14 protein-coding genes are annotated in these 14,707 nt (G+C 71.0%); 12 read left to right on the forward strand and 2 right to left on the reverse strand.

All coding sequences use genetic code 11. The features are described from left to right. Nucleotides 1-11 precede the first annotated feature (11 nt). Genes IEY99_RS22335 through IEY99_RS22365 form a run of 7 tightly spaced genes read left to right on the forward strand, consistent with a single transcriptional unit; the run spans nt 12 to nt 6,589 of the window. Nucleotides 12-2,000: a hypothetical protein gene (locus tag IEY99_RS22335; RefSeq protein ID WP_189205983.1), complete on the forward strand. Its 1,989-nt coding sequence runs from the start codon at nt 12-14 to the stop codon at nt 1,998-2,000. 11 nt (nt 2,001-2,011) lie between these two features. Next, on the forward strand, nt 2,012-2,149 hold the full coding sequence (locus IEY99_RS22340; RefSeq protein ID WP_189205984.1) for a hypothetical protein: 138 nt from the start codon (nt 2,012-2,014) through the stop codon (nt 2,147-2,149). Continuing rightward, the gene (locus IEY99_RS22345) at nt 2,142-2,408 is read left to right on the forward strand and encodes a hypothetical protein (protein ID WP_189205985.1); all 267 of its coding nucleotides are present in this window, start codon (nt 2,142-2,144) and stop codon (nt 2,406-2,408) included. The genes IEY99_RS22340 and IEY99_RS22345 overlap by 8 nt, the downstream gene beginning before the upstream one ends. Next, entirely contained in the window at nt 2,401-3,132 is a 732-nt protein-coding gene (locus IEY99_RS22350) for a hypothetical protein (RefSeq protein WP_189205986.1), read from the forward strand. Before IEY99_RS22345 ends, IEY99_RS22350 begins: the two co-directional genes overlap by 8 nt. Next, nucleotides 3,129-5,012, forward strand: coding sequence for a hypothetical protein (locus tag IEY99_RS22355; protein WP_194505971.1), 1,884 nt, complete (start codon nt 3,129-3,131; stop codon nt 5,010-5,012). The genes IEY99_RS22350 and IEY99_RS22355 overlap by 4 nt, the downstream gene beginning before the upstream one ends. Before the next feature lie 18 nt (nt 5,013-5,030). After that, entirely contained in the window at nt 5,031-6,035 is a 1,005-nt protein-coding gene (locus IEY99_RS22360; RefSeq protein ID WP_189205988.1) for a lysozyme, read from the forward strand. A gap of 2 nt (nt 6,036-6,037) precedes the next feature. Continuing rightward, a complete protein-coding gene (locus IEY99_RS22365; RefSeq protein ID WP_189205989.1) occupies nt 6,038-6,589 on the forward strand; it encodes a hypothetical protein in 552 nt (183 codons plus the stop codon). Between the two features lie 463 nt (nt 6,590-7,052). On the opposite strand, the gene IEY99_RS22370 is transcribed toward IEY99_RS22365, so the two are convergent. After that, entirely contained in the window at nt 7,053-7,589 is a 537-nt protein-coding gene (locus IEY99_RS22370) for a tetratricopeptide repeat protein (protein ID WP_189205990.1), read from the reverse strand. Nucleotides 7,590-8,005: 416 nt separating this feature from the next. On the opposite strand from IEY99_RS22370, the gene IEY99_RS22375 reads away from it, so the two are divergent. From IEY99_RS22375 to IEY99_RS22395, 5 genes are all read left to right on the forward strand, one after another. Next, nucleotides 8,006-8,359 carry a hypothetical protein gene (locus IEY99_RS22375; protein ID WP_189205991.1) on the forward strand — a complete coding sequence of 118 codons (354 nt, stop codon included), beginning with the start codon at nt 8,006-8,008 and terminating at the stop codon, nt 8,357-8,359. Between the two features lie 1,811 nt (nt 8,360-10,170). After that, nucleotides 10,171-11,145, forward strand: a complete 975-nt coding sequence (locus IEY99_RS22380) for an AraC family transcriptional regulator (RefSeq protein ID WP_189205992.1) — start codon at nt 10,171-10,173, stop codon at nt 11,143-11,145. A gap of 45 nt (nt 11,146-11,190) precedes the next feature. After that, the gene (locus IEY99_RS22385) at nt 11,191-12,138 is read left to right on the forward strand and encodes a helix-turn-helix transcriptional regulator (RefSeq protein WP_189205993.1); all 948 of its coding nucleotides are present in this window, start codon (nt 11,191-11,193) and stop codon (nt 12,136-12,138) included. A gap of 247 nt (nt 12,139-12,385) precedes the next feature. Then, nucleotides 12,386-12,640, forward strand: coding sequence for a hypothetical protein (locus tag IEY99_RS22390; protein WP_189205994.1), 255 nt, complete (start codon nt 12,386-12,388; stop codon nt 12,638-12,640). A 41-nt stretch (nt 12,641-12,681) separates the two neighbouring features. Then, complete coding sequence (locus IEY99_RS22395) at nt 12,682-13,878, forward strand: EAL domain-containing protein (protein ID WP_189205995.1); 1,197 nt, start codon at nt 12,682-12,684, stop codon at nt 13,876-13,878. 265 nt (nt 13,879-14,143) lie between these two features. Here the strand turns inward: IEY99_RS22395 and IEY99_RS35290 are convergent, their stop codons facing one another. Next, nucleotides 14,144-14,365, reverse strand: a complete 222-nt coding sequence (locus IEY99_RS35290) for a hypothetical protein (RefSeq protein WP_229799102.1) — start codon at nt 14,363-14,365, stop codon at nt 14,144-14,146. Between the last annotated feature and the right edge of the window lie 342 nt (nt 14,366-14,707).

Raw genomic sequence — 14,707 nt, forward strand, 5'->3', positions numbered from 1 at the left:
GTGAACGGACCATGGCACTCGCGCTGCTCGACCTGGTGTCCGACGACGACACCGGCGTCGGACTCGACATCGACACCGGCACGAACACCCACTACCGCCTGAAAGTCGGCAGGAAGGTCAGGCGCAGCGATGGCATCGACTGGGTCGACGACGTCTACTTCGACTCGGGCACCGGACGCACGGACGGGGAGCCCTTCCGCCCGCCGGTCCGGCTGGTCGTGCCCGCCTCGGCGCTGGATCCGCGCGGCGCGTACGCCCAGCTGTTCACGGCCAAGGGTGCCGCGGGCCTGGCGGCGGCCCACTCTCGCGTCGTGCCGCTGCGGCGCGGCGGGTGGTCGGTCCCGATGAGCACCGCGTACGGGCAGCCGCGCCGGGTCGCGTGCCGGACCGCACAGCAGGAGTACGCGCGGCCGGCCTCGCTCGGTGACCTGCTCGGCCAGATCCTCAAGATCGCCGCGCCGGTGGCCGTGAAGCTGATGGGACCCGGAACCTCGCCGCCCGGCCCCGCCGACCCGCAGACCGACATGCTGGCCGGGCTCATCCGGTCCCTGCTCGGCGCGCTGACCGGTGCCCCGGCGGCGCTCCCGGCCCCCCCGCCCGCGGCGGTCCCGGCCTCCGCGCCCGCAGCGGTCCCGGCCTCCGCGCCCGCGGCGCTCCCGGCGCCCGGGATCCTGAGACCGGCCAAGAGCCTGGAGGGCAACCGGTTCGCGCGGCCGCTCATCTTCGGCATCGACGACGCCGCCATCGCCACGCTGCTCGGCCCGATCATCAAGATCATTCCCGATCTGCTGAACTCGGCCAACCAGAACCGGCTCCAGCTGCGGCAGGCCAACAACAAGCTGGTCACCGACATCCTCAGCGAGGTCAACCGGCGCCTGCTGCTCAACCAGGTGCTCGAGGCCCGCGCCCAGGCCCCCGCACAGGGTGCCGAGCTCGAGGCGCTCGCCCGGCTGCTGCAACAGGCCGGGGTGGCCACCGCGCAGAGCGTGCCGCCGCTGCTAACCGGCATCCCGGGCGTGAGCCGGCAGGCGGTCCTCACCTTCGTCACCGCCGACCCGGTCACCTGGAACGGCAAGCCGTACCCGGTCTTCGCCCACGGCCGCCCGGTCCGGCTGCGCGTCCGGCTCGACGTGACCGGCACGCCGCCGAAGGGACCGCTCCCCAGGGCCATCCTCACCGTCACCCTGAAGCGCCCCGGGGACGAGGCGGTCCTGCACCGTACGACGGCCAGACTGCGGGACGTGGTCGCCGGCACCGAGCTGGCGGCCGAGCTGAGCGCGGTCGAGACGGCGCGGCTTCCGACGGACTCTCCCCTGGTCGCCTGCGCCGAGCTGCGCTGGCGCGGCCGTACCGGCGAGAACGTCTATCGGGCGTACGGCTCGGCGGAGCTCGTGCTCGTGTCGGGCTGGTTCCTGCAGAGCCGCGGCGACGCCGACGCCGACGAGCGCGAGCTCACCGACCTGGTGCGGTTCCGCGACTTCTGGCACAAGGTCTGGGAAAGCCCGGCCGCCGCCGGCGGCAAGCGGCTCTGGGAGCTGGACGTCACCGCCCGCTACACGTTCCTGATCGCCACGGACCAGGACACCAACGGGCTGATGGAGACCCGGATCCAGCGGGTCGCCGACGACCTCGACGGGGTCACCGAGAGCGTCACGGGCCGGCTCAAGTCCGGCATCGAACTCAGCCCGGTGACGCTCAACGGCCTGCTGCCGCAGTGGTCCGGAGGCGTCCCACTGGACGAGTCCCGGCTGTCGGCGTTCCGCACCGCGCGGTTCGCCCGCGACAACGCCGTCGAGTTCGTGCGGCCTGTGCGATTCCGGGGCCGGCACGGCGAGCGCGGGGCGGTCTGGGTCGGGGCGGTGCTGCGCCGGGTCGCCTTCACGCTCGCCTCGGCGGCCGGCACCGACGAGAACGGCCAGGTGACGAACCTGATGACGGAGACCGCGCGGTTCCCGATGCCGGTGGCCGCGCGGCTGCTCGCCCTGAAAGCCCGGCAGTGAGGAGGCCCGCCATGGCCGAACCGGACCCACCCGCCGAGAACACCCCCGAGTACGTCATCGAGGGATACGACGTCGAGGTGTCGGAGCGGATCGCGCTGCTGCCGGCCGGTCCCGAGGCCCCACCCGTACGGGCGCCGGCCCATGGATGAGGCGTTCCTTCGCGTCGACGAGTTCGTCGCCGGGGTGCTGCCGGACGGCGCGGAGCTGGTGGACCCGGGTGCGGGCGTCCGGGCGTACGTGAGCGGCTTCGGCATGGAGACCTCGGTCGAGCTCGACGTCGTCGTCGCTCCGGACGGGATGGTGCGGATAGGCGTCGCGCCGCCGCTGTACCGGGTGGAAACGTCGTTGCGGCCGTCGTACCACACGCTGCGCCTGCGGGCCGAGCTGGACGGGGACGACCATGGCTGAGAACACCGGCTGGCAGCTGGAGGACTTCGTCGACTCGCTCGTCGTGGACCTGGACCGCACGCGCGAGACCCTCGCGGTGCGGGCGATCAACCGGCCGCTGACGTACACGGTCAAGGAGGTCGCGCTCGACCTCAACATCTTCCCGTCCTACGACGGCGACCAGGTCACCTTCGTGACGGCGCAACCCGGTCAGCAGGGGGCGTCGAAGGTCTCCATCCAGCTGAACTCCATCACCGACCAGCAGGTACGGGCCACCACGAAGATGCCGGCCGCGCCGGACGATGTGGGGCTGCGCCACATCGACGTCGACAAGACGACCCGCAAGACGTTGCGGAAGCTCGGCGTCAACTCGGTCGACGACCTCGCACAGATCGAACGCCGGAAGATCGATCTGGAGGCGGCGTCGGACGGGGAGATCGACTACACGAAGCTGGCGAACCAGATCCGCAAGAGCCGGCGCAACCAGAACCCACCACGGATCGACGGGGTGAGCCTGTCCACCGACGCCACGGATCCGGTGCTGGTCGTGCGCGGCGCCAACCTGGCCGTGGACCCGGCGTTCCCGCCGGTGGCGGTGGTGAACGACCGCCTGGCCGAGGTGTTGTCCAGCAGCGCGGACGAGGTACGGGTCGGGGTCGGGCGGGCGCACCGGCTGTCGGCCTGCAACGAGCTGGTGCTGACCTTCGACCCGTTCGCGATCGCGCGGGTGAACGTGAGGGCGTGATGAAAGACGACCTGTTGTACCGCAGTTTCGAGGACCTGATGCGGCGCTATTACGGGCGCCCGGCAGCGCCTCGGCGGCAGGCTCCGGCGGCTCTCCATCCGGGGTGGCGCGCCACGCCGAAGCCGGAAAAGTCCGGCGGCCTGAGCGTCACATTCTCGGTCGACGACGGGCTTACTCCGGCGGTGCTGAACGACGATTCCGAGGAGTACGTCGTCCCGGATCCGCCGGCCGCCGCGGTTCCGGTCGCCCCGCCGACGCCTGCGCCGCCCGCACCGGAACCGGCCGCCGTGCCCGCCGTGCCCGCACCTCCACCTCCCACGACACCGCCCACGACAGCGCCGCCTGTCCCACCTGCGGCCGCGGAAGCGACCGTCCCGCAAGCGACCGTCCCGGCACCGTCCGATGACGACTTCGCCGCCGACATGCGCTCCATCCGGGGCTCGGTCCCCGAGCCCGAGCCCCTACCCGCGCCCGCCGCCGCGCCCCCGCCGGCGCCGCAACCGGCCCCGCCACCGCCCGTCGAGCCCTCACCGACCCAGGCGATCTTCGACCGGCTGGCGCAGAGCATGACCTACGCCAACAGCTACGACCTCGGCACCGTCGAGATGGACAACCGCTTCGCCGACTTCGACCGCCTCTTCGACGAGGAGCGGCGGCAGGATCCGGCCCCGGTGCAGCCACCGCAGCCTGTGCAGCCGACCCCCGTGCCGGACCTCAGCCACCCGCTCTACGACACGGGCGAGCACGTCCGGACCGGCGGCGACCTCTACGTGGACCGTCTGCGCGCCGGCCGCAGCCCCGGCGTCACGTTCTCCTACGGCCAATTGATCGCGATGCCCGACCTCTACGCATCCGTCGCCGAGCTCGCCTCGGCCGACCCCGCCGAGCTCACGACCATCAAGGACCTCGTCGCTCGCAGCACCCGGTACGACGAGGGAGGCCGCCGCGAACCCGCGCTCGACGTCACCACCCTGGACTGGAACTCGGCGACCCACGGGCGGTACCTGCGCCTGGCCGAGGACAACGCCGAGCACTTCGCCCCGGCCGCGCTGCTCGGCGATCCCGCGCCCGCCGACGCCCGCAACCACCGGGACGCCTGGGAGACCCACCACCGTCAGGCCATCGGGGAGGCCCGGCGGGCCGCCGCGGAAACGCCCGACGCCTCCGTCCTTCCGGAGTGGGCGCTGGTCGTCAACGCCTTCGGCGACCACTTCCTGACCGACGCCTTCGCCGCCGGCCACCTGTTCAACCGGGCGGTGCTCGCCGAGAAGTTCGCCGCCCGGTTCTACCGCGACGGCGACTTCACCGACGCGGCGCGCGACTTCTTCACCCGAGTGGCGGGAAAGGCCACCATCGGCGCGCTCACCCAGAAGTTCAGCGTGCTCCAGGGCATCGATCACCCGGTGAAGATCTGGGGGCTCACGCTTCCGTTGCAGCCCACCATGTTCACCACGCTGATCGAGGTCGCCGCCCGCACCAAGCCGGACTTGGTCGCCGGCCTGGTCGCCAAGGCCCTGCACGACCACCTCAACAGGACCGGCGTCACGGTGACCAACGAGGTGGGCGACGGCCCGTGGCGAATCTACGGCGACGGCCACCTGGACCCGGTCACCCTGGGTGTGATGCGGCGTGCGGTGCAGCAGTCGGTGGCCGACGTCAACGAGGCCATGACCGCGACCCTCGACGTCGATGCCCGATGCGCGGCGGTATGGCGGCACACCCCCAGGCCGATACCGGACGAGGTGACGAGGCTGCGCACTCTCATGACGCAGTTCACCGACCCGGCCTCCGCGCAGCTCGCCGACGCGGTCGCGGAGCTCATTCGCAACGAGGTCGACTCCCTGATCACGTCACTGATCAACGGAGGCCGGCCCGCCTGACCCGAGGAGCGAACCACGATGCCCCACAGCCTGTCCGAGACCGGCAGGGCGCTGCTGCGCGACCGCCCGCCCGGCAACGCATCCGTCCCGACCGCCGAGCAGACCGTCGCCGCCGGCGTGACCGTGCCCCTGGCCCAGCACCAGTTCGACGCCCTCGTCGCGTTCGTCTGCGAGGTCGGCCAGGCCCGCTTCACCTCGTCCACCCTGCTGCGCCTGCTCAATCGGGGCGACTATCTCGCCGTACCCGAAGAGCTCCGCAAATGGGTCAAGGCGCGCCGCAACGGCGCGGTGACCGTCCTCCCCGAACTCACCCGCCGCCGGCAGGCCGAGGCCGACCTCTTCCGAAAACCGCCGCACGGGTACGCCACCCCGCAGCTGGCCGGCATCGCCGCGGTCGACGCGATCCAGATCGGCCTCGGCGCGATCTCGGTCGCGCAGGCGGCCCAGCCGGACATCGCGGGTACGTTCCAGCTCTCCTACGAGACCTCCAACCGGATGCTCACCGGACCCGCCCGGCAGGAGATGCCGGGCGCCCAGGCACCCACCCAGCGATATCGCCGGCGGCTGTTCTACATCGACTGCGCGAAATGGTTCCAGGCCCACGCCGAGGTGCTGATCGAATGGCAGGGCAACGCCTACGGCGAGATCACCGATCCGCGCATCTGGCGGCAGCTGACCGCCTCGACCGACTGGGAGCACTCCAGCGTCGACATAGCCATCCGGCGCCTCGTCCAGCTCCCGCCGAACGACAGACCCGATCCGCGCACCTGGCCGATCACCTACAGCTACACAGGCAGCTTCGATCCGGTCGGCAACGGCAAGTTCGAGTTCAGCGGAAAGTTCGACATCGACGCCTTCGGCGGACTGCGCTTCTTCGACGCGGTCGTCGTCTCCCGCTCCTTCATCGACACCTTCATCATGGGCAAGCCCGAGGAGTACGTGGCGCGCGGCGCGGACCTCGTCGCGCCCGTACCCGAGATCCCCGCCGACCAGATGGCCTACCTGCGCAAGAACCTGCCCTGACCATGGACGTCCTGGTCGCCCTCCTGGGAATCGTGCTCGGCGCACTCGCCGGCGGCGTCGTGACCCATCTGACCACCCGGTCCAAGATGCGGCTGGAGCTCGAGTACGCCTCCGACCGCACCCTCCAGGAGCGGCGGCTGGAGCGCTACCAGGAGCTGTTCCACCTCACCGAATGCGTCCCCCGCGCGTGGCGGCCGGGAAAGGAACCCACCGGCGCGGACTTCGACGAGTTCCGTGAACGCTTCCACCGCTGGTACTTCGGGGAGAAGGCCGGCGGGATGTTCCTCACCGCGCCGGCCAAGGACCTCTACATGCGGCTGCAGGACACCCTCGAGGAGGCCGCCGTCGGGCCGGCCGCGACCGGGGAGATGCTGCGCTTGGCCAGCGAGCTCCGGCACCAGATGACCGAGGACGTCGGGGCGGCGCATCCTCCCCGCCTTCGGGGTGCGCGACCCGGCCCCACCCCGCCCTCTCCGCGACGTACCAACCGACGACCCGGGCGACCACCCGACCCCGGAGACGGTCGAGGCGATCCCGGCCCGCCACGACTGTGAGCCACGGCGTGAACCCGGACGGCTCGCCCCGCTGAACTACCCGTTCCACCAGCTCGCCGAGACCTACACCGGGCTGGCATGCGGAATCGACCGCGCGAGTCGGAGGGCGACGAACCAGACAACGACGACGACCGCGCCATTCGCGGCCGTCCACGCCGTGTGACCCGCAGGCCTACCGGCGGCACAACATGCTTGCGGTCGTCGTGCCGGTGCGCTGCCCATCGGCCCGTCCAGCCGAGAACGGCATTCGAGAGCGCCGTCGCATGCTGCCATCGTCGACAGCCCTCACGGTCCGGCCGGGCTGGACCGGCTCTCGGCAACCCTCAGCGGCAGCCGGCAGCGATCGACCTCTCGAGGACTGGATAACGACCGGCGGAGCAGGGCGCCTCAGTGAGTGGCGTGCGTCCGACTGGTCGACCAAGAGACTTGAACCCCTACGGCGTGATCATGGCTTGACCGGCCGTCAGCTGCTGCTCGCCCTCGTCGCTTGGCGTCGGTACCAGCGCAACGCCTGCACCGGGTCAACCGGCCCGCCGAACCCGTCGCGGTACCGGCACGCGGCCGCGTACATGCTGCCCTTGTCCCCGGCTTCGGCGCCCCGGACGTACCACTGGCGGGCCTCCTCGTCGAGGTCGTGGTCACTGAGTCGGTCCCCGAGGGCAGGGAAGGCCGGCACCAGTCCGGCTTCGGCGGCGAGCCGCAACCACTCGATCGACTCGGCCGAACGCCCCGCGAGCACGCCCAGGTTGTACGCAGCCCACGCGTCGCCGCTGGCGGCAGCCGCTCGATACAGCTCAGTCGCCCGACCCGGATCGGGCGCCGTGCCGACGCCGTGCTGAAGCACAGAGCCCAGCGTGCGCTGAGCAACCCGATCGCCCTGGTCCGCGCAGTGCATCAGCCCGCTGAGTGCGGCACAGAGCTCACGCAGCGCTACCGGATCGCCTGCGGCGGCGGCGTCCACCCTGCGGCCCGCCGCCGCGACCGGATCTTCGAGGGTCAACGCAGCAGTGTAGAAGCGGCGTACCGGGAAGTTCGGTCGAGCGGTTTCCGGCGCCTATCCCGACAAGGATTCGTGCCTCTGCCCCGTGCCATCCCGTATGGCACCCCATCCCAGAAGCTCGCGCCCTCGCCGGAGGCTCGGGCTTTGTCGTGCGGCAAACCCCGGCTGCGGCTGGCCGGCGGCCGGCGGGGTGAGGCCCCTCTGGGGTGCCCGGCCGGTCCGGTGCCTGAGCGACGTCTCGTAACCCGCCAACAAGGTCAGCTAACTGTCTTTCGCCGACAGCTGCCCTTCATCCGGGGACAGATGGCTCTGGATCGATGGCCGCCAACCTGCCGATGCTGGTGCCGGCCAATTCGGCCATACCGGCCCCGGTACGCCATCGGTGCCTGGCAACGCGAGAGAGGGAGAACCGAACCATGAAACGCATCATGGCCAGCGCGCTGGCCGGCTTCGCCGCAGCGCTTGGACTCGTAGCCACCACGCCCACCATGGCGTCGGCCGCAGTGACCTGCCGTGCCGAGCAGTACATCCGGATCGTCGGCGGCGAAGCCCACGTACGGGAGTGCTTCAGCAACGGCACGCAGGTACGCGTCAACGGCTGGGTGAAAGACACCCTCGGCGATGGCAAATGCGCCCAGGTCTACGCGACTTACAACAACTACTCGGGCCGGGACTACAGCCCTCGGGCCTGTCCTGAGGGCAACAGGGACGACTTCACCATGCCGTGGCGGGCGGGCACCGACGCCTTCATTTACCTGCGGGTGGTCTGACCTGATACAGCGGCGGTGGCCCGGTTCAGTACCGGGCCACCTACCGGCACACGACGCTGTCAGTGCTCGCGCATCGCATGGCATCGCACCGCGTCACGAGCAACGTCGCCGACAACACTCACGAAAGCCGCCTAGGCCGGATCGCCGCAGGGGTCGGTGAGGCACAGGGCCGCCCAGGTCCGCGTTCCGCCTTTCCTGCGCAGGTAGCCCCAGCGGTACGCCATCATGCTGACCCGCCTCTCCCGGGCCCGGGCAGCAGCAGCCCGGGTGCGCCGGCGAGCACGGAGACCAGCAGGTGACGGCTCCCGTGGGCAACCTTCATGGTGTTCTGGTCTTGAGACGCGGTCACATACCGTCCCGGCCTGGGTGCAGCGCCTCACCGCGTCCGGCCTCGCGCCGGCCCCCGTGCGCTACGCCCACCGGGTGCTGTCGCTCGCGCATGCCGTACGTGACGGCCGGATGGCACGCAACCCCGCCGAGGGAGTACGGCTGGGGGGACGGGGGGCGCTTGCCCGTGGCCTCCATGGCCGGGCCGCCGGAAGCGTCACATAGCGCAGGTCGGTGCCCTGCCGGGGGCACGTCACAGAACTGTGCACTGCCGTCGGGCACATTGGGCATCGAAGCCACGTATCCTATGGCACGGCCGCGCAAAGAGCGGTGATAAGCGTCCACGAGCCCGACGGTCACCTCACCGTCGGGCTCGTTGCTACTTCGGTCCGCCCGTGGGGATGCCCGCGGTTCGAGTACTTCCGAATGAGATTTCAGCTCGGCTATCTGTCTCGATCATGGAGTGGCGTCAGGACGATGCCGGCGGCAGCAGCGGCGCAGCCGAGCCCTACGGCGACGAAGACGCCTGCGTATGAACCGTCGGCGTCGTGAGCCGCGCCGGCGACGAGTGGGGCAATGGCCTTGGCGATGGCGAAGGGGACCGCGAGGACGCCTGCCATGGTGGTGGAGCGGGCCGTGCCGTACAGGGTGGTCAGTAGGACAGGGCGGCCGATGGTGGCGGCGCCGAAGCCCAGGCCGAAGGCGATGTCCGCCTGAGCCGGCCGTCCGTCGAGCCGGGCAGCCTGTCATGGTGGTGGCCTGCGCCACGGCCTCGGTGACGGCGGCGCGGATGAGGCCGCAGTTGTCGCGGTCGAATTCGCCGCGTGCAGTCAGCCGGGCCGCGTCTGCTGCCTGAACGTCGGTGCTGATGCTTGCCGTCGGCTCGGCAGGCGGGGGGCCGCCTGACCTAGCCGACTGGACATCACACCCAGCCGGCCGGCGCCGTTGTTGCCATCCATGGCGGCTCCTGTCGCTCGGCGTTCCCCGGGCCATGCAGGAGGTGCCTGGTGAGAGACCAGATGCGCTCATTAGCCTGGTGGTGACCCTTGGTGGGGGGCTACGACGAATGGCGACGTTCACGGTGGTGTTCTGTGCGCTATGCGAAATCCTTGACCGCCCGGCGGTCGATCTGATCGGCGCAGAGCTGAGCCGCGCGGTCACGGGCACGCTCCGCCTCACGTAGCGCGGTAGCGGCCCTCTCGGCCAGCCGCTGGGCGGCGGCGGTGCGCTGATGGGCGCGGTCTCGGGCCCGCGGGGCGTCAGCGCGGAGGGCTTGGACCCGTTCGAGGGCGCGGCGGTGTGCCTGCCCGGCGCCAGGGCGCCGCCGTTCTGCGCGGTGCCATGCGGCCGGGAGGTCGTCCATCCGTGCAGGCGACCTCGGGTTGACGTGCGTGGCAATCCAGGCGGATGGTGAAGTTCGCTGAACGGGCAACCGCGACGCCTGACACGTATTCACCGGTGGTGCCGGCGAAGGGAGAGGGCGCATGGCCGCGCTGGTGTCTGACCTGCCGGTCGAGCGTGCCGCGGTGCGTTCCGGCGATCTGGACTGGGTACGGGAGGTGATCAGCCAGCGATACACCGATCACGTTCCCCGCGTGCGGGGAGATGTCCGCCGGTTCGGGTTCCGCTCGGAGTTCGCGGCGGCTGGGGCGCTGAGTGTGGACCGAGTCAGTTACCTGGCGTGCATGGCGGTCACCGCCGATCCGCGCGACACCGTCCTGATCATCAGCATGCGCGGTGGCGGATTCGACGTGTCGACCGGGCGGCAGCGCTGCCGGGTAGGCGGCGGTGAGGCGCTGCTCTTGCCCCACACTGGTCTTGACATGGTGCAGGACTGGCCGGCCTGCGAGGTGGCGCAGTTTCCGGCCGAGGCGGTGACCCGGATCGCCGAGCAGCTCGGCGTCGCACCGGCCGATTTCCGGTTCGACGCGATGACCGCGGTGTCTGCCGCGGCGAACCAGCGGTGGCTGGCCACCCACACCTACCTCGCCCGGCTGCTGGACACGGCCGGCGACACCGGCATCCCCGCGCTGCTGCTGACCGCGGCGATCGACACCGCGGCCGCCGCCGCGCTGAGCGTGTTCCCGAACACCACCATGAGCGTGGACTACGTTGCCGGCCCTGGCCGGGTGCCGCCGGCGACGGTGCGCCGCGCGGTCGCCTACATCGACGCGCACGCCGCCGAGGCGGTTACCGGCGAGGACATCGCCGCCGCGGCCGGGGTCAGCGTCCGCGCGCTGCAGGCCGGCTTCCGCCGGCACCTGGATATCACCCCGCTGGGTTACCTGCGCCGGGTCCGTCTCGACCGCGCCCACCGTGACCTGCAAGCCGCCGACCCCACTGCCGGTGCCACGGTCGCCGCCATCGCCCGACGCTGGGGCTTCGCCGACCTCAGCCGGTTCGCCGCCGACTATCGTCGGACCTTCGGCCGGCTGCCCCGTCACACCCTGCACTATTAGAGGCCTGGCCCGGACCGGCGGCTGTCATCCGAAGGGGGCGTCACGGTGAGCACAGAGGTGTACGAGACGCACGACGTCGATGCCGCCGAACAGTTGCTCAGCGAACTGTTCACCCCGGTGCGGCTGCACGTGTCCGGCGGGACCGGATCCATGCGCCTGGCCCGCACCCGCCTGGGCGCGCACGCGTCGCTCAACCGGTTCACCTTCGGGATGGGGTACACCACCCAAGGGCCTGCCCTGGGCGTCATCCCGATCGGCCGGATCCGGGCGGGCACCGTCACGAACTGCTACGACGGCCACGAGCACGACAGCGGCCCCGGCGATGTGATGATCTCGCTGCCGCCTGACCGGGACTGGCAGGGCATCGCCGCCAATCTCGATTCGGAAACCGTCTACCTGGATCCGGTCCTGCTCGCCCAGGTGGCCGACGGGCCGCCCCGGACCGGACCGGTCCTGCGGTTCACCGAAAACCGGCCGATCTCCGCAGCCGCCGCCCGCCGCTGGTCCGACACCTACGACTACGTGCTGACCACAGTCGACACCCTGCCGGCCGACACCGGAACCATGCTCACCGGCAGCCTGGCCCGGCTGCTCACCGCGACCGCCCTGACCGTCTTCCCGAACAACGCCCGCACCGACCCGACCAGCGCCGACCGGCACGACGCCCACCCCGCCACCGTGCGCCGCGCGGTCGCGTTCATCGACACCAACGCCTGCACCGACATCAGCATCGCCGACATCGCCGCCGCCTGCCACGTCACCATCCGCACCGTGCAGCTGGCCTTCCGCCGCCACCTGGACACCACCCCCGCGGCCTACCTACGCCGCGCCCGACTGGCCGGCGCCCACCACGACCTCCGCACCACCGACCCCCGCACCGCCACCGTCGCCGCGATCGCCGCACGCTGGGGCTTCCCCAACCACAGCCGCTTCACCGCCACCTACCGCGCCACCTACGGCGTCCCGCCCTCACACACCCTGCGCCACGATTGAATCGACCCTGCTACGGGGAGCCCGTAGCTTGTCAGACAACGCCAGCAGTTGATCTGGTCCTCTGCAGTACGTCCCCGCGGACGCTCGCGGCGAGCCGAGCTCGGTTGTCCACAGGCTTGACTTACCGGAGCTTCAGACCGCGAAGAGCGGATGGACTCGGACGAAACCGTGGAGCCATCATGAGTCCGTCGCCAACGCGGCCACTCCCACACCGGACCGGCCACACCTACGGGTGGTGGGCTCGGGTGTGAAGCAGGCCACCGGCGCCGCATTCCGACGTGCCCGGTGGCCGCACCACCCGGCCGAGCTGCCCGGCGACCTGACCGGCCGCCGTGGAGGTGAAAAGCGCCGCTGCGCGGACGCGACCGCCGCGTTGATGCTGGCCGCGGCCCGGCACACCCGCAGACGCATCACGGCGTACCGCAATCCGGCCGTTCAGATCCAGGTCGCAACCGGCCCGGTTGGGTCCGGGACGGATGAGCTCAGCAATGACCGCCGGTGACCGATAGGACCAGAGCACAGTGCCGACAGAAGGTTGAGGCGATGCAGGCTATTCAGGCGCCGGCCACCGCAGCCATCGCCGACGTGCTGCGGGACCGCATGGTCACCCCCTTGTTCCAGCCGATCGTCGACCTGTCCAGCAGGCTCGTGGTGGGGTTGGAGGCACTCGCCCGCGGACCGGCCGGCACCGAACTGGAGTTCCCGGACCGGCTGTTCGCCGCCGCTCGGGAGGCCGGACTGCTCGCCCAGCTAGACATGCTGTGCTTCGAACGGGCGCTGGAATGCACCGTCGCCGCCTGCGCACCGCCGCCGCTGCTGTTCATCAACGCCGAACCGGCCGTGCTGGACCAGCCGGTATCACCGCGCGTCATCGAGATGGTGGGCAACGGACTGCCGTTTCGCTACATCCTCGAGTACACCGAACGGGCGCTTCCCACCTCGCCGGGAGTTCTCGTGCATCTCGCCGGCATCGTGCACCAGTTCGGCAACGGCATCGCCCTGGACGACGTCGGCGTCGACCCGATGTCGCTGGCGTTCCTCCCGGTGCTGGAGCCGGAGGTAATCAAGCTGGACATGAGCCTGCTGCGCGATCCGGACACCGAGCACACCCGGTCGGTGTGCACGGCGGTGGCCGCGGAGGCCCGGCGTACTGGGGCGGTGGTCCTGGCCGAGGGCGTGGAGACCGAGGACGACGTGGTCACGGCCCGCCGGCTGGGGGCGCGGTGGGGGCAGGGCTGGTTGTTCGGCCGGCCGGCGCCTATGGGGCAGGTGAAGCACCGGTTCGACCCGGCTGCGGCGACCCAGGTGCCGCCGCCACGCCCAGGTTTCCACCGGGCTTGTGGCACCCCGTTCCAGGTGGCGGCGGGTCACGGGCCGGTCGTCAGCAGGTCCGCGGCCCAGATGACGGCAGCCGTGGCCCGACTGCAGAACCTGATCGCCGCCAACTCCCACGCAGTAATCGTGCTGTCAGCCGCTGAGACGGATTTCCCGGCGCTCAAGGGATTGCTGGCCGGTGAAACCGCCCAGACCCGCTCGGTGATCGTGCTCGACGATCCGGTGCCGGGCGAGTCAGCCGTCGCCGTCATCGATCCCGCGTACGGCAGCGCCGCCCTCTGTGTTGAGTCCGGCTCGGGACGCCTGGTGTTCCTCGACCACCTGCCCGCCGTCGCCGACGTGGCCCGGGTCCTCCTCAACCGCCTTGGCCCCGGCCGCCTCGCCGACGGCATCGACCGGCCCTGACGCTAGGTCCGCAGGTCGCGTTGCGGCTGCTGACCGACCGCCGTGATCGGCTCGGGCGCGCCCGCACCGGCCTCGTGTCCGCCAGGTCACCTGGCTAAGCATTGGTTCGCATCGACGAACCGCGGAAACTCCCCTCTCCACCTGCGGGAGGATGTCGGCGTCGGTCTCCCGCTGCCAGCCAGTCGCCCCGGTAATGCTTGCGAACTCCGGCGATCCACGCCTCGCGGAACGTCCGTGCCGACTCCGCATTCACAGTTCGTCTCCTTCAGTTCGTGGCCGCTGCGCCGGCCAGGGCTTCGATCTCGGCATCGAGGTACCGGACGTGGCTGTCGCTGACGAGCGGTCCGAGGTGGCGCCGAAGCCCCTGCAGCTTGCTGCCGACCACTCCTGACCCGCTGTGACGTGCGATGTCCAATGCCGCGTCGCCATACATGACGATCTTGTGTACGTCGCACCGCTGGACGCCGACCATGGCGAGGTCAGTCAACGCGGCGCCGTGCCGTCGCGGCGAGGGCCTCTGTGAGAGGGCGGTCCGCAGGACGGGCTCGGCCTTCTCCGGCCGCTTCAGCTCGACGTAGCAAGTACCACGCTCCTCGGCCAGCCGCGAACCGTCGGACCGGAGCCATCCCCCGTTGGTGAACGGGTCCGGCGAGCCGGTGGACCTCGTCGGCCGCGTCGAGGGCGTCCTGCGAAACGAGCCCGACAGGCGCCCGAGCCCAGCGAGAGGCCGACCGCGCGGCCGCCGACCTTTCGGCATTGGAAGGTGCTAGCGGGTCGCCGGCGCGGATGCCGGGCTGCGTCCTCGGGATCGCTTGGGGTGACCATTGCC

The organism is Couchioplanes azureus, assembly GCF_014648355.1.
Classification (GTDB): domain Bacteria; phylum Actinomycetota; class Actinomycetes; order Mycobacteriales; family Micromonosporaceae; genus Actinoplanes; species Actinoplanes azureus.